The organism is Sphingomonas sp. Leaf5 (assembly GCF_001421155.1).
Lineage (GTDB): Bacteria > Pseudomonadota > Alphaproteobacteria > Sphingomonadales > Sphingomonadaceae > Sphingomonas.
The window spans coordinates 76264-101115 of sequence record NZ_LMJZ01000003.1; the positions used below are offsets into that span (position 1 = coordinate 76264).

17 protein-coding genes and 1 pseudogene are annotated in these 24852 nt (G+C 66.2%); 12 read left to right on the plus strand and 6 right to left on the minus strand.

Translation table 11 applies throughout. The features are described from left to right. Positions 1-7 precede the first annotated feature (7 nt). The 4 genes from ASE50_RS04605 to ASE50_RS04615 all read left to right on the plus strand — a co-directional run bounded on the left by ASE50_RS04605 (position 8) and on the right by ASE50_RS04615 (position 5270). Entirely contained in the window at positions 8-919 is a 912-nt protein-coding gene (locus ASE50_RS04605; protein WP_056396287.1) for a hypothetical protein, read from the plus strand. A 66-nt stretch (positions 920-985) separates the two neighbouring features. Further along, positions 986-1126 carry an entericidin A/B family lipoprotein gene (locus ASE50_RS18130; RefSeq protein WP_082438795.1) on the plus strand — a complete coding sequence of 47 codons (141 nt, stop codon included), beginning with the start codon at positions 986-988 and terminating at the stop codon, positions 1124-1126. 75 nt (positions 1127-1201) lie between these two features. Continuing rightward, the gene (locus tag ASE50_RS04610) at positions 1202-3610 is read left to right on the plus strand and encodes a ligase-associated DNA damage response DEXH box helicase (protein WP_082438796.1); all 2409 of its coding nucleotides are present in this window, start codon (positions 1202-1204) and stop codon (positions 3608-3610) included. 121 nt (positions 3611-3731) lie between these two features. Next, entirely contained in the window at positions 3732-5270 is a 1539-nt protein-coding gene (locus ASE50_RS04615) for a family 43 glycosylhydrolase (protein ID WP_056396289.1), read from the plus strand. A 286-nt stretch (positions 5271-5556) separates the two neighbouring features. Here ASE50_RS04615 and ASE50_RS04620 read toward each other — a convergent pair whose 3' ends face one another. Then, positions 5557-5826 (minus strand): GlsB/YeaQ/YmgE family stress response membrane protein, encoded by a 270-nt coding sequence (locus tag ASE50_RS04620; protein ID WP_056396467.1) that lies wholly within the window; start codon positions 5824-5826, stop codon positions 5557-5559. Positions 5827-5988: 162 nt separating this feature from the next. Between ASE50_RS04620 and ASE50_RS04625 the strand changes: the two genes are divergently transcribed. Beyond that, positions 5989-7449, plus strand: a complete 1461-nt coding sequence (locus ASE50_RS04625; protein WP_056396292.1) for a PAS domain S-box protein — start codon at positions 5989-5991, stop codon at positions 7447-7449. 223 nt (positions 7450-7672) lie between these two features. Beyond that, positions 7673-8515, plus strand: coding sequence for a hypothetical protein (locus ASE50_RS04630; RefSeq protein WP_056396295.1), 843 nt, complete (start codon positions 7673-7675; stop codon positions 8513-8515). A gap of 21 nt (positions 8516-8536) precedes the next feature. Here the strand turns inward: ASE50_RS04630 and ASE50_RS04635 are convergent. Further along, positions 8537-8767: pseudogene (locus ASE50_RS04635) on the minus strand (hypothetical protein); the annotation flags it as partial. Positions 8768-8777: 10 nt separating this feature from the next. Beyond that, positions 8778-11246: a DNA topoisomerase (ATP-hydrolyzing) subunit B gene (gene gyrB, locus ASE50_RS04640; protein ID WP_056396301.1), complete on the minus strand. Its 2469-nt coding sequence runs from the start codon at positions 11244-11246 to the stop codon at positions 8778-8780. A 190-nt stretch (positions 11247-11436) separates the two neighbouring features. Between gyrB and ASE50_RS04645 the strand changes: the two genes are divergently transcribed. Beyond that, positions 11437-11811, plus strand: coding sequence for a glycine zipper 2TM domain-containing protein (locus tag ASE50_RS04645; protein ID WP_056396304.1), 375 nt, complete (start codon positions 11437-11439; stop codon positions 11809-11811). Between the two features lie 84 nt (positions 11812-11895). Here ASE50_RS04645 and ASE50_RS04650 read toward each other — a convergent pair whose 3' ends face one another. Beyond that, entirely contained in the window at positions 11896-14919 is a 3024-nt protein-coding gene (locus ASE50_RS04650; RefSeq protein ID WP_200909477.1) for a TonB-dependent receptor, read from the minus strand. A gap of 264 nt (positions 14920-15183) precedes the next feature. Between ASE50_RS04650 and ASE50_RS04655 the strand changes: the two genes are divergently transcribed. Both ASE50_RS04655 and ASE50_RS04660 read left to right on the plus strand, forming a co-directional pair. Continuing rightward, positions 15184-16710 (plus strand): tryptophan halogenase family protein, encoded by a 1527-nt coding sequence (locus ASE50_RS04655; protein WP_056396307.1) that lies wholly within the window; start codon positions 15184-15186, stop codon positions 16708-16710. A 91-nt stretch (positions 16711-16801) separates the two neighbouring features. Then, the gene (locus ASE50_RS04660; RefSeq protein WP_235512159.1) at positions 16802-19354 is read left to right on the plus strand and encodes a TonB-dependent receptor; all 2553 of its coding nucleotides are present in this window, start codon (positions 16802-16804) and stop codon (positions 19352-19354) included. A 126-nt stretch (positions 19355-19480) separates the two neighbouring features. Here ASE50_RS04660 and era read toward each other — a convergent pair whose 3' ends face one another. Beyond that, positions 19481-20383, minus strand: coding sequence for a GTPase Era (gene era / locus ASE50_RS04665; RefSeq protein ID WP_056396312.1), 903 nt, complete (start codon positions 20381-20383; stop codon positions 19481-19483). Between the two features lie 184 nt (positions 20384-20567). Here era and ASE50_RS04670 point away from each other — a divergent pair, with 184 nt between their 5' ends. Further along, positions 20568-22142: an alpha-N-arabinofuranosidase gene (locus ASE50_RS04670; RefSeq protein ID WP_056396314.1), complete on the plus strand. Its 1575-nt coding sequence runs from the start codon at positions 20568-20570 to the stop codon at positions 22140-22142. 172 nt (positions 22143-22314) lie between these two features. Beyond that, on the plus strand, positions 22315-22872 hold the full coding sequence (locus ASE50_RS04675) for a hypothetical protein (RefSeq protein ID WP_056396317.1): 558 nt from the start codon (positions 22315-22317) through the stop codon (positions 22870-22872). Here ASE50_RS04675 and ASE50_RS04680 read toward each other — a convergent pair. Then, positions 22833-23933 (minus strand): glycosyltransferase, encoded by a 1101-nt coding sequence (locus ASE50_RS04680; RefSeq protein ID WP_056396320.1) that lies wholly within the window; start codon positions 23931-23933, stop codon positions 22833-22835. The genes ASE50_RS04675 and ASE50_RS04680 overlap by 40 nt on opposite strands. 134 nt (positions 23934-24067) lie before the next feature. On the opposite strand from ASE50_RS04680, the gene ASE50_RS04685 reads away from it, so the two are divergent. Then, positions 24068-24844: a hypothetical protein gene (locus ASE50_RS04685; protein ID WP_056396323.1), complete on the plus strand. Its 777-nt coding sequence runs from the start codon at positions 24068-24070 to the stop codon at positions 24842-24844. Positions 24845-24852: the final 8 nt, after the last annotated feature.

Genomic DNA, 24852 nt, shown 5'->3' on the forward strand with positions numbered 1-24852 from the left:
AGTAACTATGGCGACCAATCAGAACACCGGCTACCGGCCGGCAGACCCCGCATATGTCGACAAGACGCCGACCCGTATCTCGTGGGGCGCGGTATTCGCCGGGGTCGTGATCGCGGTCGCGGTACAGCTGGTGCTCGGCATCCTCGGTGCCGGCATCGGCCTGACGATGGTCGATCCGGTGGAAGGCACCACCCCCGGTGCCGCCGGCTTCGGCATCGGCGCAGGCATTTACTGGCTGATCACCACCGTCGTCGCGCTGGGCGCGGGCGGCTATGCCGCGGCACGCGTGTCGGGCGTGACCGAACGGTTCGACGCGCTGGTCCATGGGCTGGTCGTGTGGGGCGTCACGCTGATCCTGACGCTGTATCTGCTGACCTCGGCGGTCGGTGGCATCATCGGCGGCGCGTTCCGCACCGTTGGCGCGGTCGCCGGTACGGCCGGCAGTGCGGTGGGTACGGTCGCGTCGGCAGCACCCGCTGCCGCGTCGGTCGCCGGCGTCGATGCCAATGACGTGAAGGACGTCGCGCAGGACGTGCGCGGCGAAGCCGCCGCCTATCTGTCGGACGCGCCGAATGATCCGGCGCAGATGACTCCGGAACAGGCGCAGACCGAAATCGCCAAGCAGCTGCCCGCGCTCGCCCGTGGCGGTGCCGATGGCCAGCGTGCCGAGAGCCGCATCGTCGATATCGTCGCGGCACAGCGCAAGATCAGCCGCCCCGAGGCGCAGGCACAGGTGACGCGCGCCAAGCAGCAGTTCGTCCAGACCAGGGACGAAGCGGTCGCGACCGCCAAGTCGGCGACCGACAAGGCAGCCGGCGCGGCTGCAGGCACCTCGTTCGTTCTCGTGCTCGCACTGCTGATCGGTGCGGCAGCGGCAAGTTTCGGTGCAACCACGGCGGCACGTCGTAAGTTGCGCTGAGTGTAGGTGGCGGGTCGGCGTATCTCGACCCGCCACAACCCGGTTTTACCAAGAAGGAGAATCATCATGACCCGCAAGATCGGTCTCATCGTCGCCCTTGCCGCCACCGTCACGCTCGGCGCGTGCAACACGGTGAACGGCGCCGGCAAGGACCTGAAGTCGGCCGGATCGGCGATCGAAGGCGCCTCGGGCACGGACAAGAAGTAAGTTCGGCGACGGGCGGGGCATGGAAGCGCCCCGCCCGCTTTGCAGTCGTGCGACCGCGATCCTACATCGTGGTTCGTGCGAAACCTTCCCGCTCCCCTGTCCGACTGGTTCGCCGCACGCGGCTGGACCCCCCGCCGCCATCAGCTCGAGATGCTCGAACAGGCGCGCGCCGGACGCCATGCCCTGCTGGTCGCCGCGACCGGGGCGGGCAAGACGCTGGCCGGTTTCCTGCCGACGCTGGTCGACCTGATCGACACCCCGCGCGACGGACTCCATACCCTCTACATCTCGCCGCTGAAGGCGCTTGCGGTCGACGTGCAGCGCAACCTGCTGACCCCGATCGCCGACATGGGGCTGCCGATCCGGGTCGAGACGCGCACCGGCGACACCCCCTCCGACCGCAAGGCACGCCAGCGCGCCAAACCCCCGCATATCCTGCTGACGACGCCGGAATCGCTCAGCCTGCTGCTGTCCTATCCCGACAGCGACACGCTGTTCGCGTCGCTCTCGTCGATCGTCATCGACGAAGTCCATGCCTTTGCCACCGACAAGCGCGGCGACCTGTTGTCGCTGTGCCTGACCCGGTTGCAGAAATTCGCGCCCGCGCTGCGCCGCGTCGCGCTGTCGGCGACGGTCGCCGATCCCGATGGCTATCGCGCATGGCTCGGTCCCGATGGCGATATCGATACGGTGGCACTGGTTCAGGGCGAGGCGGGGGCCGAACCCGATATCCGCATCCTGCTGCCACAGGAACGCATTCCATGGTCGGGCCATTCGGGGCGCTACGCCGCCGAACAGGTGATGCGCGAAATCCGTGCCCACCGCACGACCATCGTCTTCTGCAACACCCGCAGCCTCGCCGAACTGATCTTTCAGGATCTGTGGAAGGCGAATGACGACCAGTTGCCGATCGGCGTCCACCACGGCAGCCTCGACCGCGAGGCGCGGCGCAAGGTCGAACAGGCGATGGCCGACGGCCGATTGCGCGCGCTGGTCGCCACCGCCAGCCTCGATCTCGGCGTCGACTGGGGCGATGTCGATTGCGTGATCCAGATGGGCGCGCCCAAGGGGTCGTCGCGCCTGCTCCAGCGGATCGGGCGCGCCAACCACCGGCTGGACGAATCGTCGAAGGCGCTGCTGGTGCCCGGCAACCGCTTCGAATTTCTGGAGGCGCAGGCGGCCCTCGACGCGGTCGATGCCGGCGAACTCGACCGCGACGTGTTTCGCCCCGGCACGCTCGACGTGCTGGCGCAGCATCTGATGGGCTGCGCCTGTGCCGAACCGTTCGATACCGCCGAGATGCTCGACGAAGTGCGTGGAGCCCTGCCCTATTCGGCCCTCGACAGCGATACGTTCGACCGCGTCCTGCACTATATCGCCGAGGGCGGCTACGCGCTGAAGGCATATGATAAATTCAAGCGCCTGCGCTTGGGGAGCGACGGCCGCTGGACCGTCACCAAACCGGGTTTCATCGCGCAACACCGCCTGAACGCAGGCATTATCGTCGACGCCCCGACGCTCGACGTGCGGTTCAAGAACGGGCGGCGGCTGGGCACGGTCGAGGAATATTTCGCCTCGACCCTGTCGCCGGGCGATACCTTTTTCTTCTCCGGCTTGAGCCTAGAGGTCGAGAAGATCGAGCTGACCGATCTGGTCGTCCGCGCGACCAGCAAGCCGGCGCGCATTCCCAAATATGGCGGCACGCGCATGGCGCTGTCGACCAACCTCGCCGACCGGGTGCGCGGCTTCCTTGCCGATGCCGGCGAATGGCACCGCTTCCCCGACGATGTGCGTGAATGGCTGGAGATACAGGCGCGGCGATCGGTGCTGCCGCGCGCGGGTGAATTGCTGGTCGAAACCTTCCCGCATGACGGGCGGCATTATATGGTCGCCTACAGCTTCGAAGGGTGGAACGCGCACCAGTCGCTCGGCATGCTGATCACGCGGCGGATGGAGGCGTTGGGGCTGATGCCTATCGGCTTCGTGTCGAACGACTATGCGCTCGCCTGCTACGCGCTCGAACCGATTACCGATCCGGGGGCGTTGTTCTCCCCCGACATTCTCGAACATGAATTCGTCGACTGGGTGCAGGGCTCCGCGCTGCTCAAACGCGCCTTTCGCGAAGTGGCGGTGATCGGCGGCCTCGTCGAACGTCAGCATCCCGGCAAGCGCAAGACCGGCAAGCAGGTCACCTTCTCGACCGACCTGATCTACGACGTGCTGCGCAAATACGAACCCGGCCATCTGCTGTTGCAGGCGGCGTGGGAGGATGCGCGGGCAAGAATGACCGATGTCGGGCGATTGGCGGTCTTGCTCGAAACCGCCCAATCCCGGATGCGGCACGTCACGCTGGAACGGGTCAGCCCGCTGGCGGTGCCGGTACTGGTCCTGATCGGCCGCGAACGGGTGACGCAGGGGTCGGCGGACGACGCGCTGCTGGTCGAAGCGGAAGCACTGGCCGCGCAGGCGATGGCGCTGGATTGACGCTTCTGCACCGCCCGTTGCGTCGGCGGCGTGCATTCGCACCAACGCCGGTCAGCCGCCGGTTGCGCTGGATGCAGGAATGGGGTCACGTACCGTCGACCGAAACCGGCGGGGGGACGATATGCGCGGCAGGTTGATGGCGGTGGTGCTGGCGCTGCCGGCGGTATTGCCGGCGCAGGACGTGCGACAGGTGACGACGCCCGGCAATCCCGTTCTCGACACGCCGTCGTCGACCGACCCGGCACCGTTGGTCGATGGCGACACGCTCTACATCCTCGCCGGGCGCGACGAGGCTCCGGCGGGCGTCAACGATTTCATCATGAACGAATGGCAGTTGCTGTCGACCACCGCACCGGCATCGGGCAAATGGACGCACCGCCCGGGTTTCGCCCGGCCGGAAACGATCTTCGCCTGGGCCGAACCCGGCCGCGCCTATGCCGCGCAGATCGTCAAGGGGTTGGACGGGCGCTTCTATCTCTATGCCCCGGTCCTCGAACGCGGTCCCGATACCGGGGACCGGTTCGCGATCGGGGTCGCGGTCGCTGATACGCCCACCGGCCCGTTCCGCGATGCACACCCCGCCGGCCCGATCGTGTCGCAGAAGCGGCCAGTCGCCAATACTATCCACAATATCGACCCGACCGTGCTGGTGGCCGCCGATGGCCGGGTGTGGATGTATTGGGGATCGTTCGGCCGGTTGCGCGGGATCGAGCTGCAACGCGACATGGTGACGACGATCGGCGAACCCTTCGCCGTGACGGGATTGACCGGCTATTTCGAGGCACCGTGGATCCTGCAACGCGACGGCACCTATTATCTGATCTATGCCGGCAACCATGCCGGGTCGACATCGGATTGCACCGCGGCAGTCTATTACGCCTGTCTGGCCTATGGCACCGCCTCCGACCCCCGGGGGCCGTGGACCTATCGCGGGGTCATTCTGAAACCGGTCAGTTCGACCACGTCGCACGCCGGGATCGTGCCGTTCAAGGGCCGCTGGTACATCGCCTATCACACCGCCGACGGCATCGGCGGCGGTCATTTCCACCGCAGCGTGGCGATCGACAGGCTGTGGTGGGACGATACCGCCACGCCAGCGCGCATCCTGCCGGTGGTCCCGACCCGACGTCCGCTGCCCCCGCGCCCGCCGACCCGCAACCGCGCGCCGTCCGCCATAGCGACCGCATCGAACGTGCCGATCCCCCTGCAATATTGGATCGGCGCGCTGAACGACGGAAAGATTCCCGGCAATCCGCTGCCCCCCGACCTGTGGGGCAGCTGGACCGACCACAACCCGCCGCAACAATGGATCGAGTATCGCTGGCAGGCACCCGTCACGCTGAACGGGTCGCGCATCTGGTTCTGGGCCGATCAGCCCGCCGGATCGGGGGTGGGCGTCGCCCCGCCGGCGCGATGGCGGATCGAATATTGGGCCGGCCGGTGGAAACCGGTCGTGGCGCAGACGCGCTATGGCACCGCAGCCGACCGCGCCCAGACGGTGCGCTTCGAACCGGTCACGACCCGGCGGCTGCGCGCGGTGTTCGACGCCAGCTATGCCGGCGGCACCTATGCAGCGATGGCGGTAAAGGAGTGGGAGGCACTGTCGCCGACGGTCGCGCCCGCCACGCCCCGCGACAGTGTCGCTTCCCCAGGAAGATAACCGACCCGTCGGGCTGAACCGGCGTTTGCCCGATGCCGTTCGTCATGTTGGTATCGGCATCGCGGGTCCGCACATCCCCGGCCTATTGCTTGCCGGCCCCGCCGAACGCTGCTGCATCCACGATCGCGGTCGGCAACGTCCCCTGCGCTGCTGCCGTCGGATCGCCCCCCGCCGCGACCGCCCCCGCAGCCTCGCGCTTCCCCCGCGCGCGAGGCCGCGGTCGCCCGGCGATGCCGGCTGAATGCGGGCACCGGCCGAGACGATCGGCCAGTGCCCGTAAGCGCGCTTACCGAACCGCGCCGCGACGAAAGAGGTTGATGATCGCGAGCAGCACGATCGCCCCGACCAGCGACACCAGGATCGACGGAACGCTGATGACACCGCTTGTGATCGGCGCGCCGCCGATCAGCGGCGTGACGAGGAAACCGGCGAGCAGCGCGCCGACGATGCCGACGACGACGTTCAGGACGATGCCCTGTTGCCCGTCGGTCCGCATGATCAGGCTGGCGACCCAACCGATGATACCGCCGACGACGAGGAGTATGAGGAGACCCATGACCATTCCTTTTTCTTAAACTGAGGACCATGGTGAAACGGGTGATGCATTCCTTCGGTTCACGACCCGCCATCGGCGACTCTCGCGGCGCATGGTGCAGCAGCACTATTGTAACTGGTACGATGCCGGGAACGCAGCGCCGCCCGCAGCGGTTGAAGGGCCATGCCTGATCCCGCTGCACCGCCCACGCTCCGCCATCTCGAACAACTGATGGCCCAATTGCTCGACGGCGTCATCGTCGTCGATCCGACCGGGGTCATCCTGCGCGCCAATGCCGCTGCGTTGAAGATGCACGGCATCGATCGCGTCGAAGACCTGGGCGCGACTGCCGAGGGCTATGCCGAACGCTTCACCCTGCGGTCGGGCACTGGCCGCCTGCTCAAACGCCGCGAATATCCGCTGTTTCGACTGCTGGCCGGCGAAGCATTCCCCGACGAGACGGTGCAGGTGGCCCCGGCGGGCGACGACGAGGTGCGATGGGTCCATGAAGTCCGCGACGTGACCATGGACGTCGATGGCGGCGATGCGGATTATCTGGCGCTGGTCCTGAGCGACGTGTCCGCACGCTTCAACGCCGAACGACGGTTCAGGGCGATGTTCGAAGCCAATCCCGCCCCCGCCCTGATCGTGCGCCTGCGCGATCTGCGCATCGTGCAGGGTAATCCCGGATTTCTGGCCCTTACCGGTTTCTCGCAGGAACAGCTTGCCGGAAAGAGCCTGTTCGGGCTCGACCTGCTGGGCGGACTGGCGGACCCGACCGCGACCCGTGCCCGAATCGAACAGGGTCGGGTCCTGCCACAGTCCGACGCCGAACTGCTCGTCGCCGACGGGACCCGGCGACTGGTCGTCTTCGCCGGCCAACCCATCGACGTCACCGAGGAGGACGCGCTGCTGCTGACCTTCGCCGATCTGCAACCACGTCGCGAAGCCGAGAACGCCTTGCAGGCGAGCGAGCGGCATCTTCTCGCCGTCTTCGACATGGCACCGGTCGCCATGGTGGTGACGCACCATGCCGACCATCGCATCGCGCGGGTCAACGCCGCCTTCCGGTCGCTCACCGGTCTCGACGACGAACGCCTGCTGGGAAAAATCGCCGACGAACTGGCGCTCTGGCAAACGGCGGCCGAACGGGCGGTCGCGGAAGCGACCCTGACGGCGACCGAATCGCTCCACCAGCAAGAAGCCCGATTGCTGGCGCGGGAGCGCGGCCCCATCGACTGCCTCGTCTCCGCGCAAGCCGTCGACATGGACCAGCAGCCCTGCGTGCTATGGGTCTATCAAGACGTCACCGAGCGGCGACGCAACGAAGCGGAACTGGCCGCGGCCATCGACGAAGTGATGAAGGACGCCAGCTGGCTCAGCCGCTCGATCCTCGACAAGCTCGCGACGTTGCGGCGACCGGGGCCGATCGCCCCCGCCATCGACCTCAGCGCCCGCGAACGCGAAGTCCTCGGCCTCATCTGCGACGATCTCGACGACGGCGACATTGCGCAGCGGCTGCACCTGTCGCGCAACACGGTCCGCAATCATGTCGCCCGGATCTACGCCAAGCTGGGCGTCAATCGCCGCAGCGGTGCCGTCATCTGGGGCCGCGAGCGCGGCCTCGGCTCGCACGGACTGTAGCTGCGGGGCCTGTCGCCGGACGGGCGAATCATGCCGTCCTGCCCAAGCCCGGATGAGCGGTTGAACCAACGAGATAGTGCTGCTGCACCATCGCCCCGAAGCGCTCCGGTGAACCGTCCACGCCCCGGCACGTTCGAACCTGCCTGGGTACAGCCCCATGGACCGCACCCCCTACGCTCCACCCGACTGTGCTCCGGCAAGACAACTCGATTGGAGAGACAGCATGAGCGATGGCAACCGGAACGGATACGGGGACAATGCTACCGACGACGGCATCGCCCGGCGGTCCGAAAGCGCATTCGACCGCCACGACGATTCCAACCGCGGCCCGCTCGATCGTGCCGCGAACGCCATCACCGGCGGCAGCGGTGGCATCGACGGTGCGCTGCATCGCGACGATCCGAACCGCGGTCCGTTCGACCGGGCCGAAAATGCCTTGCACGGCCATGACGACCCGAACCGCGGCCCGCTCGATCGCGCCGCGAACGCCGTCACCAGCGGCAGCGGTGGCGTTGCCGCCGCCACGGCCGGAACGTCGCGCGGAACGGGCCAGACCGTCTCGGCAATCTTCGACACCGAAGCCGAAGCGCAGCGGGCGGTGGCCGACCTACGCAGCGCCGGGGTCGGCGACAGCGCGCTGTCGGTGATCGCACGCAACAACGGCACGACGACCGCACGCGATGTCGACGGCGAAATCACCGACGAGCATCATGAAAGCATCGCTCGTGGCGTGCTGGGCGGTGGCACTCTCGGTGCCGGTCTCGGCGTACTTGCGCTAGCGATCCCGGGCGTCGGCCCGCTGGTCGCGGCCGGTGCGATCGCTGCCACCGCCGTGCCCGGCGCAATGGCGATCGGGGCCGCTGCGGGTGCCGCCGCCGGGACCTTTAACGAAGTGTTGAAGGGCCATGGCATCAGCGACGAGGACGCATCCTATTACGGCGAGCACCTGACCGGTGGTGGCGTCCTCGTCACCGTCGACGCAGTTGCAGCGGATGCGAATGTCAGCGACATCCTGCGCCGCAACGGCGGCCATAGCGTGAACAGCCCGCGCGCCACCGCGCTCTGACGTCCGGGAAGTACCGGGAGTTTACGCTCCCGGTCCTACCTTGCACGTCGATCTGCCATTCGGTGCCTGCCCGCGATCCGCCTCCGCCTCGCGCTGTGGCAGGATCGCCACCAGCAGCACGATCGCGGTCGCCAGCACGACTGAGGCGAGGGGCCGGCTGAGCGCCAGTCCGCCATGATCGACCGGCTTGTCAAGAAAATCGCCGACCGCCGCGCCCAGCGGGCGGGTCAGGATGAAGGCTCCCCGAAACACCGAACCGGCGTCAAACGTCGAGATTGGCGACGTTCAGCGCATTTTCCTGAATGAAGTCGCGCCGCGGTTCGACGACATCGCCCATCAACCGCGTGAAGATCTCGTCCGCCACATCGGCCTGATCGATCGCCACCCGCAGCATCGACCGGTTCGACGGGTCGAGCGTGGTTTCCCACAACTGCTCGGCGTTCATCTCGCCCAGCCCCTTGTAGCGCTGGATCGACAGGCCTTTGCGCCCGGCCGCCAGGATCGCGTCGAGCAACTGGCTGGGCCGTGCGACCAGCGTCTCGCCCTTGCCGGCGACGGCCGGGGCTTCTTCCTCGGCGTCGGCCAGCGGATCGGCGGCGCTGCGGGCGCTGACCAGCTTCGACACGCCGGCATAGCTCGCCGCTTCCTCGGCGGCGAGGCTGTGGAGCTTGCGCCCCTCGGCCGACAGCAGGAACGCCGGTTCGATATTGTGGGTGTCGGTCACCCCGCGCCAGCGGCGCTGGAACTGCAGCCCGCCATCCTCGGTCACGCGCGCGGTCCAGTCCGCCTCGACATCGGTCCGCCCGATCCGCGACACCGCATCCTGCAACCGCGTCTGACGGTCGGCATCGCTGATCTGCGGATCGAGCACACCGGCCAGCGCCAGCACCTCGACGATCCCCATGTCGTACCGCCGCGGCACATAGCGCATCAGCGTCCGCATCCGCCGGGCATGACCCAGCAGCGCCTTCAGATCGTCGCCGCTGCGCGCGCCCGCCGGGCTTTCCAGCACATGCGCGTTCACCCCGGCCTCGACCAGATATTCGTCGAGCGCGTTGTCGTCCTTCAGATACACTTCGGACCGGCTCTTCGTGGCCTTATACAGCGGCGGCTGCGCGATATAGAGGTGCCCCGCCTCGATGATCTCGGGCATCTGGCGATAGAAGAACGTCAGCAGCAGCGTGCGGATATGCGCGCCGTCGACGTCGGCGTCGGTCATGATGACGATCTTGTGGTAGCGCAGCTTGTCGAGGTTGAAGTCGTCGCGGATGCCGGTGCCGAGCGCGGTGATGATCGTCCCGATCTCGCGGCTGGCCAGCATCCGGTCGAAGCGCGCACGCTCGACGTTTAGGATCTTGCCCCGGAGCGGCAGGATGGCCTGGAAATGGCGGTCGCGGCCCTGCTTGGCGGAACCACCGGCCGAGTCACCCTCGACGAAGAACAGTTCGGACTTGGCCGGATCGCGCTCCTGGCAATCGGCCAGCTTGCCGGGCAGCGACGCGATGTCCATCGCCCCCTTGCGCCGGGTCAGCTCGCGCGCCTTCTTGGCGGCCTCGCGCGCGGCGGCGGCGTCGATCACTTTCTGGATGATCGACTTCGCATTGGCCGGATTTTCCTGAAGATACTCGGCCAGCTTGTCGGCCATCAGTGCTTCGAGCGGCTGACGGACCTCCGACGAGACCAGCTTGTCCTTGGTCTGCGACGAGAATTTCGGATCGGGCAGTTTGACCGAAACGATCGCGGTCAGCCCCTCGCGCATGTCGTCGCCGGTCAGGCTGACCTTTTCCTTCTTCAACATGCCCGACTTGTCGGCATAATTGTTGAGCGTGCGCGTCAGCGCCGCGCGGAACGCCGCCATGTGCGTGCCGCCATCGCGCTGCGGGATGTTGTTGGTGAAGGCGAGGACGTTTTCGTAATAGCTGTCGTTCCATTCCAGCGCGACGTCGATGCCGACATCGTCGCGGAAGCCGTGGATCGCGATCGGATCGGGCATCAGCGGCGTCTTGGTCCGGTCGAGATATTTCACGAACGCGGCGATCCCACCTTCGTAGAACAATTCGACCTCGCGCGTTTCCGCGTGCCGGGCATCGACCAGCACCAGCCGCACGCCCGAATTCAGGAACGCCAGCTCGCGGAAACGATGTTCCAGCTTGTCGAAATCGAATTCGACGATCTTGAACGTGTCGGGGCTGGGCAAAAAGGTGACGCGGGTCCCGCGCTTGTCCGATGGCCCCACCATCTTCAGCGGCGCTTCGGCATCGCCGCGGCGGAAGCGCATATAATGCTCCTGTCCGTCGCGCCAGATCGTCAGGTCGAGGAAATCGCTCAGCGCATTCACCACCGACACGCCGACGCCGTGCAGGCCGCCCGACACCTTGTAGGCGTTGTCGTCGTTGGTATTCTCGAACTTACCGCCGGCGTGGAGCTGGGTCATGATGACCTCGGCCGCCGACACGCCTTCTTCGCTATGGATGCCGGTCGGAATGCCGCGGCCGTTATCCTCGACCGAGACCGACCCGTCGGCATTGAGCGTGATCAGAATGCGGTCGCAATGTCCGGCCAGCGCCTCGTCGATCGCATTGTCGCTGACCTCGAACACCATATGGTGCAGGCCGGAGCCGTCGTCGGTGTCGCCGATATACATGCCGGGGCGCTTGCGGACCGCGTCCAGCCCCTTGAGCACCTTGATCGAGTCTGCGCCGTAATCGTTCTGATTGGGGTTCGTTGCCATAGCGAGTATATAGGGTTTCGGGGCACGGAACTAAAGCAAAACCCGCATCGCCCCCGCGACCGTTCCGGCCCGATAATGAACGGCAGCTAACAGGCGCATTCAGTATCGGCTCAAGCGAATCAGGGCATACCCCAAATCACAGACGGACTTGCCCAACGGGAACCGTCGCCAGATTTGAGGGAGAAGACTCATGTTCAAGAAGCTGACGCTCGCCGCCGCCGTCCTTGCCACGGTCGCCACCGCCGCCGCTCCGACCGCCGCATCGGCGCAGAGCTGGCGCGGGGACCGCTATGAGCGGGACTATCGCGACGGCCGCAGCTACCGCGAATATCGCGGCGACCGCGGTTACTACAACGATCGCAACTATGCCCGCCGCAGCAACAACCGCGGATGCGAGAATGGCGACGGCGGCACGGTGATCGGCGCGATCGCTGGCGGCCTGCTCGGCAACCAAGTCGGCGGCAACGGCAATCGCCTGCTCGGCACCATCCTTGGCGGTGGCGTCGGCGCCCTTGCCGGCCGCGCGATCGATAAGTCGGACGCGCCGCGCTACTGCCGCCGCTAAATCTCTCCCGACCCCCGGTGGCGTAACGGGGTCAGGGAATGGGCCGGTCCTCCGACACGGGGGGCCGGCCCTTCTTGCGTGCGCTCAGTCGCCGAATCGGAAGCGCAGACCCACGCCGTAGTAACGACCCTCATCGCGCACGTCGATCGGCGACGACCGGCCGGGCTGGAAGTTCACATAGTTACGGAACGGCCGCGCCAGGATGTTGCCGATATCGGCGCTGACGGTGATGTTCTTGTTGATGTCGTAGCTCGCCCCGGCATCGAGCCGATCGCGGGCATAGGTCGACTCGCCCGAATATTGGAAACCGCTCAACTGGTCGGTATTGTACCGATTCACCCAGTCCGAACGCCGGTTGTACGATATCCGGGCGACGAGACCCGATTTTTCATAGAACAGCGCAGCGTTGTACGTCCATTTCGACAGGCCGGGGATGGTCAGATACGCACCCTCCCCCTCGAACGTGTCGGTATTCGGGTTGTAGCCGTTGGGATACCGGCTCTTGCCCGTCAAGTAGCTGACGTTGCCCGAGACACCGAAGCCACTCAACGCGCCCGGCAGGAAGTCGAAGAAGGTCTGGAAATTGGCTTCCGCGCCCTTGATGTTCGCATCGCCAGCGTTGATCGGGCTCGACAGCGCCAGGATGCCATATTGCGGATCGTTGCGGAACCGCTGCACCCCGGTCGTGAACCCGAAAATATCCCGCTGGAACACCGACGCGCTGACATAGCCCGTCTTCGAGAAATACCATTCGAGGCTGATGTCGTAGTTGGTCGACGTGAACGGCTTGAGCGACGGATTGCCCTGCGACCCGCTATAGTTCGGGTAGATGCGGCCCGGAATCCGGCAGCTGGTCGTGTCGGTCGGGTTGTAGTTCGGGGCCGTCGGTTCGAGGCACGGCTGGTAGATCACCGGCTGGATGTTCAGCGCCGGGTTCAGGTCGCCGAAATTCGGCTTGGTCCGCGTCTTGGTATAGCCGAGACGAAGCTGCAGTTCCGGCGTGAATTTGATGCGGGCGCTGACGTTGGGCAGGATGTCGAGATAGTCCTGCTTCTCGGTCCGCTCCGACAGCGAACGGGTGCAGGTATCGTCCCGCGGATCGGCCGGCGTGCCGCCATCGTTCAGGGTACAGATGTTCGACACACCGAAGCTGGTACCGTGGGTCATCACGGCGCGAACGCCGACGACGCCGTCGATTTCCAGCCCGGCCAGCGCGAAATTATACTTGCCCTGCGCATAGGCCGCATAGGTGCTCTCGTCGGCCTGCCAGCCCGAGGTCGTCGGCACCTGAATCGCTTCGGTGCTCCATTCGGCCAGCCGGTCCTTATACCCCTGATCGTTCGGGAACCGTGCCACCAGCTGAGCGAGCGTATCGTAGCTCAGCTTCCGCAGGGCTTCGCGGTTCTCGTAGATGCCGGCACGCGGCGGTTGCAGGTACGACACGAAACCCTGCGCGCTGCCGCGGAACGGGTCGATCGTCTTCGACAGCTCGCCGATCGGCAACGATGCATAGGGGATCAATGCCGCCGACAATTCGGCATAGCGTGAACCGTCGGTGGTGCGCTCGCTGTGATGCTTCGTCGCGCGCAGACCGAACTGGATCTTCGGCAGCGCCGCCCAGTCGGTATCGAGGCCAAGGTCGCCGCGCCACTGCCAGTCGTCGCCCTTCACGTCGTACGTGGCTTCGTAATAGCCGCGGAACATGTAGTTGGCGGGATTGAACGGATCCCAGCTCGGAAAATTGAACGACACGCCGCCATCGCGATCGAACGCGACGTCGACCGACTTCGCGCCGATGGTGCGGAAATCGAGGCTGTAGTTATCGCGGTTGTAGCGGCTCCGGCTATAGGCAAGGTCGGTCGACAGCGTCGCACGATCGGTCTGCCAGCGCGCACCGGTCGCGATCTGATAAGTGTTGGTCTGATCCTGCGTCGTGTTGCGATAGCCCTGCGGCTCGGAGCCCGACGTCTTCGACAGCGATGCCGCCTGCGGTACCGTCGTCACGTCATAGGGCGGTTCCTTGCCGGGAAGCAGCTTGGTGTCGTTATACGACTGCCCATCCATCAACACGACGTTGGTGAAGACCGGCGGGGTCGAATTCGGACCCCATTGTTCCAGCGGCACGTCGAAATTGTCGGCATAGCCGCGCCCGCGATAACCCTGGTAGATACCCTCTACGTAGATTTCGGTGTCGGGGTTGGGCTTGTACTGCAGCGCGAAGTTGCCGGACGGGCGATACCGCTTGCCGCCGTCATTATACAGGCCGACATTGTTCGGGAAGAAGAACAAGCCATTGGCGTTGCCGTTCGCGAAATTGTCGCGAACCTTCGCACCCTGCACGCCGAAATCCGAGTAACGCGAATCACGGACATAGCTCGCATTGTAGCGGACGCCGTTATAATATTGCGACTGCGCGAAGGTGGCGTTGACCAACAGGCCCATTTCGCCGTCGCCGACTTTCCAGCGGTCCGAAATCAGCACGTTGCCACCCGGATCGTACTTGCGACTCTGGTCATTGTAGGTGCCGCGGAAGCCGCCGGCGATGACGCGGCCGTTGAAATCGAGCGGGCGACGCGTGCGGACGTTGATCAGGCCGGCAAGGCCCGGTTCGACCAGATCGGCGGTGCCTGACTTGTAGACTTCCATGCTGGCGATCGCCTGTGCCGGGAAATCCTGTAACTGGACGCGGCGCAGTTCGGCAGTGAACAGTTCGCGGCCGTTATATGACGTTGCGACGTCGGGCAGGCCGCGGATGAGGACGCCGTTCACTTCGTCGCTGAAGCGGGTGACCTGCACACCGGCGATCCGCGCAAGGCTTTCGGCGGCGGTATAGTCGGGCAGCTTGCCGATATCGTCGGCGACGATCACATCGACGATCGCATCGGAATTGCGCTTGATCGCCTGCGAACTGGCAAGGCTGCGGCGAAGACCACGGACGAGGATTTCGGCCTGCTCGTCGTCCTTCTTGGTCGCGTCCGGTACTTCGACCGTCTCGCCGGCATCGGCACCGACCGGCTTGTCGGTCGGCGAAACCTGCGCGGATGCCGGCGCGGCAGCCAGCATGAATGGCACGACGGCGACCGACGCCATCAGCGTGAAACGACGCATTTAACCCCCCCCTGTTTTGTATTTTGTGTTCTGTATGACAAATCGCTATTATCTATTTGTCCTACTTTCAAGAGCTATTTGTTGCTGTAGCGTTGCTGATATCGCTACCAATTGCGCAATGCATTCGCGACGGGTGGTCGACACCCATGCTGACCCAATCTGACCCTTGCCAAACGCCGGAATCTGGTAAGATTGTTGCCGACGATACGGTATGCGGACGGCCAACCATCGGCGATTCGATCCTGAACCGATAGGGGAGAGACCATGCCGGAAGCCGCACCAGAACCCTTTGCGGCACCGGTACCGGGTCGATTAGTACGGCAAGTCGTCATCGTCGGCGGCGGAACGGCGGGCTGGATGGCGGCGGCGGCGCTGTCGCGCGCGCTCGGACCGGTCGGGCGTCGTGTCACGCTGATCGAGTCCGACGCGATCGGCACAATCGGTGTCGGCGAAGCGACCATCCCGCCGATCCGCGCCTTCAACGCCATGCTCGACATCGCCGAGGATCGCTTCCTGCGCGAAACGATGGGCAGCTACAAACTCGGCATCGAATTCGTCGACTGGAGCCGGATCGGGCAGCATTATTTCCACCCGTTCGGCGCGGCGGGACAGGACTTCCACGGCGTCGCCTTTCACCAGCTCTGGTTGCGGCACCGCGCGCGCGGCGGCGATACCCGGGTGACCGATTATTCGATGTGCACCGTCGCCGCGCGCGAGGGCCGGTTCGGGATCGCACCGGCCGGCGACCGCACCCCGCTCGCGCATATCGCCCATGCCTATCATTTCGATGCGACCCTCTATGCCGCGCTGCTGCGTCGCGTCGCCGAGGAACAGGGCGTCGTCCGCCATGAGGGGCGGGTCGTACAGGTCGATCGCGACGGCGAGACGGGTGACGTCACCGCGATCCGGTTGGACGACGGCCGGACGATCGCCGGCGATCTGTTCGTCGATTGCTCGGGATTTGCCGGGCTGCTGATCGAAGGGGCGCTGGCGACTGGCTATCACGACTGGCGGCATTGGCTGCCGATGGACCGCGCGCTGGCGATGCCGACGACCCGGCTCGATCCGCTGCCGCCCTACACCCGCGCCACCGCCCATTCCGCCGGATGGCAGTGGCGGATACCGTTGCAGCATCGCACCGGCAACGGGCATGTCTATTCCAGCGGCTTCACCACCGCCGACGATGCCGAACGCCTGCTGCGCAACCATGTCCCGGGGGAGCCGTGCGGCGATGTCCGGTCGCTGTCGTTCACCACCGGCATGCGGCGCAAGGCGTGGTCGCACAATGTCGTCGCGCTGGGTCTTGCCGCCGGTTTCGTCGAACCGCTCGAATCGACCAGCATCCACCTGATCCAGCATGGCATTCAGCGGCTGATCGCGCTGTTCCCCGGTGCCGCCGTCCACCCGGCCGAGCGCGACGCCTATAATGCCGACATGGCCCGCGCGTTCGAAGCGGTCCGCGACTTCGTCGTGCTGCATTACAAGGCGACGACCCGCGACGACAGCGACTTCTGGCGCGCGATGCAGGCGATGACCGTCCCCGACAGCCTTTCGCACCGTATCGAATTGTGGCGCGCGCAGGGGCGACTGATCCCGCAGGCGGGTGATATCTTCGCGATTCCCAGCTGGGCGGCGGTGCTGACCGGACAGGAGCTGTGGCCCGCCGCCTATGAACCGGGCGTCGACCGGCTGAACGCTGATTCGGTCGAAGCCGCACTGCGCGACATGCACGCCGCCTATCGCCGCGCCGCACTGTCGCTGCCGATGCACGACGCGGCCTTGCCGCGATAGGATGGCCCCGCCGCGCCGCTGCCGCGTTTTGCCACGATCCGGTCGGAAACGCCGCTTATTGCGCGCTCGCAACGATGATGGAGCATGCTGCATGACGGGATACGGGCGGGACGGCTGGCGGATGCTGGCCGGGGCGGCATTGGTGATGGCCCCTGCCCCGGTACTGGCGCAGGACGATCCCGAACCAACCAGCGACGACAGGCACAAGGACGACATCGTCGTCACCGGCAAGCGTCCGCCGGGATCGGCGCTGGGCGAGGCCGCGCCGGTCGCGGTGCTCGATGCAGAGGCGATCCGCGCCCTGGGCGTGACCAGCATCAACGACCTGCTGAAACTGCTGAAACCGCTGACCACGTCGAACAGCGGCGGCGAACCGGTATTCCTGCTCAACGGCCGCCGCATCTCCGGCTATCGCGAGATCCAGACCCTGCCGCACGAGGCGCTGGAACGGACCGAGATTCTCAACGAACAGGATTCGGCGCGATTTGGGTTTCCGGCCACGGTCCGCATCGTCAATTTCGTCACCAAGAAACATTTTCGCGCGCTGACCATCGAACAGGGGGCGGGCACCACCACCGATGGCGGCGGCGGCACCGCGCGCGTCGAACTGGGCACGACCCGGATCGAAGGGGACCGCCGCACCCTGCTGTCGATCAAATACGACCGGCAGAATCCGCTGTTCGCCGATGAACGCCCCTATCAGATCGACAGCGACACGGTGTTCGACCGTACCGGCAATCTGCGCGGGCTGAACGGGGGCAGCATCGACCCCGCGCTTGATCGCCTCGCCGGGCGCGCGGTCACCGCCACCGCCGCGCCGACCGATCCGGCGCGGCGCGACAGCCTGAGCGCCTATACCGCCGGCACGACCCGCGCGACCGATCTCTCGCCCTTCCTGTCGCTGCCGACGCGCGACCAGCTGAAGGTCGACATGACCCATGCCGTGCCGATCGGAAAAACCCTGACCGGGTCGCTGAACCTCATCGTGGACGCGCAACGCGGTTTTGCGCTGGCCGGGTTGCAGGGTGCAGCACTGCGCTTGCCATCCGCCAATCCCGCCAGCCCGTTTGACGGCGACGTGCTGCTCTATCGCTATCTGGACGAAGCGGGCGCGCTGACCCAGCGCAACGACAATCTGACGCTGCACGCCGGATCGGCGGTGCAGGGCGGAATCGGTCGCTGGATGTGGACGGTGAGCGGCGAATTCGACCGCGTCCGCGCCCGCGCCTCGGTCGATCGCGGCGTCGATCCGGCGGTGTTGCAGGCGGCGGTCGATGCCGGTGCCGATCCGTACGACCTGTCCGGTCGGGTCGCCACCGCCGGCCGGATCGTCGTCCGCAGCCGCACCCTGACCAACACCGCCACGGCCAAGGCGACCGCCAACGGCCCGCTGTTCGATCTGCCGGCCGGACAGGCGCTGCTGACCCTCAACGCCGACTATGCCACTTCGAACAGCACCGGGCGGCTGGCCGACAATGTCGGGGCGGCGACATCGCTCACCCGGACGATCGCGGGCGGCAGCGCCAGTCTCGACCTGCCGATCACCTCCGCCGATCGCGGTGTGCTGGATGCCATCGGCACGGTTTCGGCCAATGCGACGCTCGGGCTGACCGGCGTATCGGAGTATGGCAACCTGACCAGCAGCAACCTCGCGCTGCGCTGGAATCCGTGGCGTCCGATCCAGATCACCGCATCGATCAACACCGCCCAGACGCCGCCGGCGATCGCGGCACTGACCAATCCGATCGTCACCGTTCCCAATACGCCGTTCTTCGACTTCGTGACCGGCACCAGCGCGTTGATAACGGTGACCGGCGGCGGCAATATCGATCTCGCGCCCGAAGAGCGCCAGATCCGCACCCTCGGCGTCGACTGGCAACCGATCAAGGGCCGCGAGCTGCGCCTGAACCTCGCCTATGTCGACACGCGGATCACCGATCAGCTGGTCTATCCGGGCAGCGCGACCGCCGCGCTGCAAGCGGCGTTCCCCGAACGATTCCCGCGCGATGCCGCCGGACAATTGCTGCGCGCCGACCTGCGCCCGATCAACGCACTGCGCGAACGCGAACGCAAGATCACCACCGGCTGGTCGTTCTTCGGGCAACTCGGCCCCAAACCGCCCGCGCCGACACCCCTGGCCAAGGACGCACCGCCCCCGCCACCGCCCCGGCAGCGCCCGATGCTGTGGAGCTTCACCACCTTCACCGTCCGGCTCGACGATCAGCTGGTGCTCGCCCCCGGCCAGTCGCAGCTCGACCTGCTGGATGGCGCATCGCTCGACGGCAATAGCGGCCGGCCGCGCTATGAATTGCAGGGCAATGTCGGCGGTTCCTACGGCCCGGTGCGGCTGGGCACCTATATCTTCTGGCAGGCACCGACCCGGATTCGCAGCATCATCGCCGCATCCGACCTGCGCTTCACCCCGGCGACGTTCATGGGCCTGTATTCGCAGCTCGAAGGCCAGCAACTCGCCCCCAAGGCGGCGTGGGCAAAGGGCACGACGTTCCAGTTCGAGGTGCAGAATATCCTCAACGACCGCCCCGACGTCCGCGACCGGAACGGCGCGGTGCCGTTCCGCTTCCAGCCGTCGTTCCTCGACCCGTACGGGCGGATCGTGAAGCTGTCGGTGCGCAAGCTGTTTTGAGGCTTCTTCCCCCCCCCTGACAAGGGAGGGGCCGGGGGTGGGTCGGCCCATGGGGAAACGCTACGCCAGCCACGGACCTACCCACCCCCAACCCCTCCCTTTCAGGGAGGGGAGCAGCGAATATCCCTACTCGACCCAATCCAGCCCGATATCGCGGTACAGCATCCGGTCTTCTTCCCAGTTCGGCTTGACCTTCACATGCAGGTACAGATGCACCCGCACGCCGAGCAGTTCCTGCAATTCCTTGCGCGCGGTCGCGCCGATTTCCTTGATCCGCTGCCCGCCCTTGCCCAGCACGATCGCGCGCTGGGTATCGCGCGCGACATAGATTTGCTGATGGATTTCGACCGACCCGTCCTCGCGCTCCAGATAGCGTTCGGTATCGACCGCGCTGGCATAGGGCAGTTCCTCGTGCAGCTGGTGATACAGCTGCTCGCGCGTGACTTCGGCCGCCAGCATCCGGTCGGTGGCGTCGCTCACCTGATCCTCGGGGAAATGCCATGGCCCCTCGGGCATCCGCTTCGCCAGCGCCGCCTTCATCTCGCTCAAGCCGTCGCCGGTCGTCGCGCTGACGAAGAAGGTCTCCTCGAACGCCGCCAGTTCGTGCAACCGCGCCGCGTGGTCGAGCAGGCGCGGCTTGTCGGCGATATCAACCTTGTTCAGGATCAGGATCTTCGACTCCTTCCGCCCGGCGAGCGGCTCGACGATCGCGCGGACCTTCGGCCCGATCCCGCCCTTGCCATCCACGACCACCGCGACCGCATCGGCACCCGCCGTGCCCTCCCACGCCGCCGACACCATCGCCCGGTCCAGCCGCCGCTTCGGTTCGAAGATGCCCGGCGTATCGACCAGCAACAGCTGCGTATTTCCCTCGATCGCGATGCCCATCAACCGGGTGCGCGTCGTCTGCGCCTTGGGACTGGTGATCGCGACCTTTTGCCCGACCAGCGCATTGACCAGCGTCGACTTGCCCGCATTCGGAGCACCAAGGACCGCGACGAGGCCGCACGACTGGGGGGATGACGTCAAAAGTTCATACTCGCTCGGTTGGGACAAACCCCTTCTTACCCGCCGCCGCCGCGCAAGCAAAGCGGGTGCGGACGCCGATCAACGCTTGATCCCCATGCACATGCCCGCTACCCAATAGTCCGACAAGAACAAGTCAGGAGGGGGCGAGAACCCAATGCGTGACCAATCCACTGCACGCCGCACGATGCGGACCCGTGCGCGCAATTTCGTGCTCGGTACGGCATCGCTGCTGATCGCCGCGACCGCATCGGCGCAGACGCCCGCCAATCCGCAGCCCGGCGAGCCGGCGCAGATCGCGATCCGCGGCGACCAGCAGGGTCCGACCTATGACCGCCGCATCTTCACCCAGTTCGCCGAACATCTCGGCAACGGCATCTATGGCGGCCTGTGGGTCGGCAACGACCGCGGGATTCCCAACACGCGCGGGTTTCGCAACGACGTCGTCGCCGCGCTGAAGCGGCTCGGCGTGCCGGTCATCCGCTGGCCCGGCGGCTGCTTCGCCGACGAATATCACTGGCGCGAAGGGATCGGGCCCAAGAACAAGCGCCCGGTCAAGATCAACAACCACTGGGGCGGCGTGACCGAGGATAACGCGGTCGGCACCCATGAATTCATGGACCTGACCGAACAGGTCGGTGCCGAAGCCTATATCTCGGGCAATGTCGGCAACGGCTCCCCGCGCGAAATGGCCGAGTGGGTCGAATATATGACGCAGGAGGCCGGCACCCTTGCCGACGAACGCGCGAAGAACGGCCGCAAGGCGCCGTGGAAGGTACCCTATTTCGGCATCGGCAACGAGCTGTGGGGCTGCGGCGGCAATATGCGCCCCGAATATGCCGCCGACGAGACGAAGCGCTTCGCGACCTTCATCAAGTCGCCCACCGGCAGCCGCGTTCTCAAGATCGCATCCGGCGCCAATGTCGAGGACTATAACTGGACCGACGTGATGATGCGCGAGGCGATCAACCAGATCGACGCCGTCTCGCTGCATTACTACACCGTGCCCGGCGGTGGCTGGCCGCCCAAGGCGTCCCCGACCCAGTTCGACGAATCCGCCTGGGCCGAAACGCTCGCGCGGACGTGGAAGATGGACGAGCTGATCACCAAGCATTCGCAGATGATGGACAAGTACGACCCGCAAAAGCGTGTCTGGCTGGCCGTCGACGAATGGGGCACGTGGTATGCACAGGACCCGGGCACGACGCCGGGCTTCCTGCGCCAGCAGAACACGATGCGCGACGCGCTGGTCGCCGCGATCAACCTCGACATCTTCGCCAAACATGCCGACCGCGTGAAGATGACCGCCATCGCCCAGATGGTGAACGTGTTGCAGGCGATGATTCTGACCGACGGGCCGAAGATGGTCCTGACGCCGACCTATCACGTGTTCGAAATGTACAAGCCGTTCATGGACGGCACGGTGCTGCCGATCACGGTCAACAGCCCCTATTACTCGCGCGACAAATGGGTGATGCCGGCGGTGTCGGCCTCGGCGGTGCGCGGCAAGGACGGGGTGGTCCATGTCGCCCTGTCGAACGCCGATCCGAACCGTCCGACCACCGTGTCGGCGGCGCTGACCGGGATCAACGGCGCAACCGTCACCGGCCGCGTGCTGACCGCCCCGACGATCACGGCGCACAACACGTTCGACAACCCGAACGCCGTGACCCCGACCGCCTTTACCGGCGCACAGGTCGCGAACGGCACGCTGACGGTGACGCTGCCGGCCAAGTCGGTGGTGATGCTCGACATCAAGTGAGGAACGGGGCGGCGCAGGTCGCCCCGGACCGCTCCCCTCCCCGAAACGGGAGGGGAACCACACCGATCGACGCACCGACCGCGCATTCTTCACCGAATCTGCACAGGCCATCCATTCGCGGCCGACACCGACCGGCCATAGGGTCCGGTACGAAGACCGCGAAAGGACCGTCATGCCCCGATCGATCAATCCACACCTGCTCGGCTGGGGCGGCGCGCTGTTGCTGCTCGCCATGCCCGCCCTGCTGGGCGCGCCATGGACGTCGTCCGATTACGGTTTCGCCGCGATCCTGTTCGCGCTGGCGGGCGGCGCGGTCGAACTCGGCCTGCTGGCATCGTCGAACATCGCCTATCGCTTCGGCACGATGGTGGCGGTCGTCACCGCGTTCCTGCTGATCTGGGTCAATGCGGCGGTCGGGTTTCTCGGCAACGAAGCCAATCCCGCCAATGCGTTGTTCGGCATCGTGCTGCTCGTCGCGCTCGGCGGGGCGGTCCTCGCCCGCTTCACGGCACGCGGCATGGCACAGGCGATGGCCGTCGCCGCCGTCGCGCAACTGCTGGCGGGCATCGTCGGCTGGAGCCTCGGCTGGGCCTCACCGGGCGCGAACGGTGTCCGTGAAGTGGCGATCGGCACCGGCCTGTTCTGCGCGCTGTGGTGCATCAGTGCGGCGTCGTTCGCCCGCGCCGCGCGTCAATCGGCCCAGAGCCGCACCGCCAGCCCCTCGATATAATCCGCCGCCCGCGCCGCTGCATCCGCGTCGTAAAGCGCGGCCAGCGCCGCCGGATCGAGTGCCTTCGCCGCATCCAGCAGCCCGCGCCACGGTGCCAGCGACCCCGGCCACTGGTGCAGCGCCACCGCCGCGCCGACCTCTGCCAGCCGGTCGGCCTTGCGCGTCTGTTCGGCGAAATACCGCCATTCGGGCGCGCAGATATAGGGGCGGCCGACCCGCGCGATCTCGTGTACGGTATTGTCGCCCGCCGACGCGATGACGACGTCGGCGGCGGCGATGTAATCGGTGACGCCCTCGACCCAGCCGCGCTCGACCAGATTGCCGAAATCGGTCTCATGCCCTTCGCGGTGGACCGGCCCGATCACCAGCCACAGGGCTTGCGGAACCGCCCGCGCGGCCATGGTCAGCGGCGCATATGGCGTCCCCGCCCCGCCGCCGCCGGTCAGCACCAGCACGACCTCTTGGGTAGGATCGATGCCCAGCTTCGCCCGTGCCTCGTCCCTGGTCGGCACGGGATCGGTCGTGGTGCACAATCCACCGGTGTAACAGGTCTTGGCCCGGCCCCAGTCGGGGAAGTCGTCCTGTTCGATCGCTTCGTCGAACGGCGCCAGCAATCCGACGCATGCCTGATACGCCCCCAGATGCCCCGGATCGGTGCGGTCGCCATGCATGCGGATCTTGATCGCCGGAACGCTGGCGATCCGCGCCATCAGCGCGATTTCCGCCGACACATCGACCACGAACAATGCCGGCGCGGCATCGTCGAGATGGTCGAGGATCGTCCGCATCGTCCGCCGCGTCGCCTCGACGCCCAGCGGCACGCAGTGCAGCACTTCGGGCGTCGGCTGGTCGAACAAGGCCCTGGTCGGCACCGGCGCACCAATCATGTTGGGCAGGGCGACGATCTCGATCGGGCGATCGAAACCGTCGAACAGGTCGGGGCGGGCGCACAGGATCGTCACCCGGCGATCGGCGGGCAACTCGCGGATGATCGCCATCGCCCGATTGGCATGGCCGCGACCCTGATGATGGATGAAGAAGGTGATCGGCCGCGTCGTCATTCGTCCCCCGGAAAAACCCGTCTTGGCCGCACGAACGCGGCGGAACCGTTTCCGGCTCCCTGCGTAGCGCCTGCACGGCAAATTATTTCGGAAACTCAACGATTTCCGACGATTCAGATGGGAATAGAACCTGCATGACGACGCATGACGGCTGGTCCGATCCGCGCCCCGGCCTGACGATCCTGCGTCGCGGCGACGCGCCGATCCGCGCGATCCAGGTCTATGGACAGCGTTGTTCGGGCACCAACGTCCTGATCCGTTCGATCGAGGCCAATCTCGGCCGCGCCGCCTTTACCGAAGGCTATGGCTTTAAACACTGGTTCGTGCCCGAACAGGTGCTGTTCCCCCGCGACGTCATGGTGCTGGCGGTGGCGCGCGACCCGGTCGACTGGGTGCGCAGCCTGCATCGCCAGCCATGGCATGCCCATCCCGAACTGAAGCAACTCGGCTTCTCCGACTTCATCCGCGCGCCGTGGCACAGCTATTGGGACAGCGAGTTCTGGGGCGTCGAGGACGATCATCCGGTGCTGGGCCGCGAGATGCTGCACGAACGCTGCCCCGACACCGGCGACCGCTTCGCCAACCCGCTGGCCAAGCGCACCGCTAAGCTGCGTCACTGGGCCGGGCTGCACGACCGGGCGCACCATGTCGCCCTGCTCGGCTATGACGCCTTCCGCGCCGACCCGGCCGGGGTGATCGGCGACCTCGCCGCTGCGACCGGCCTTGCGATGGCCTATCCCTTCATCGCGCAGGACACGTACAAGGGGCAGGGCCGGCGCAGCTTCACCCCGACCGCCTACCCACCGGTATCCGACGCCGATCTCGCCCATATCCATGCGTGGCTCGACCCGGCGGTCGAGGCCAAGTTCGGTTTTGCCATTCCGGCGCGTCAGGCGCAGGCTGCCGAGTAGAAGAGTGG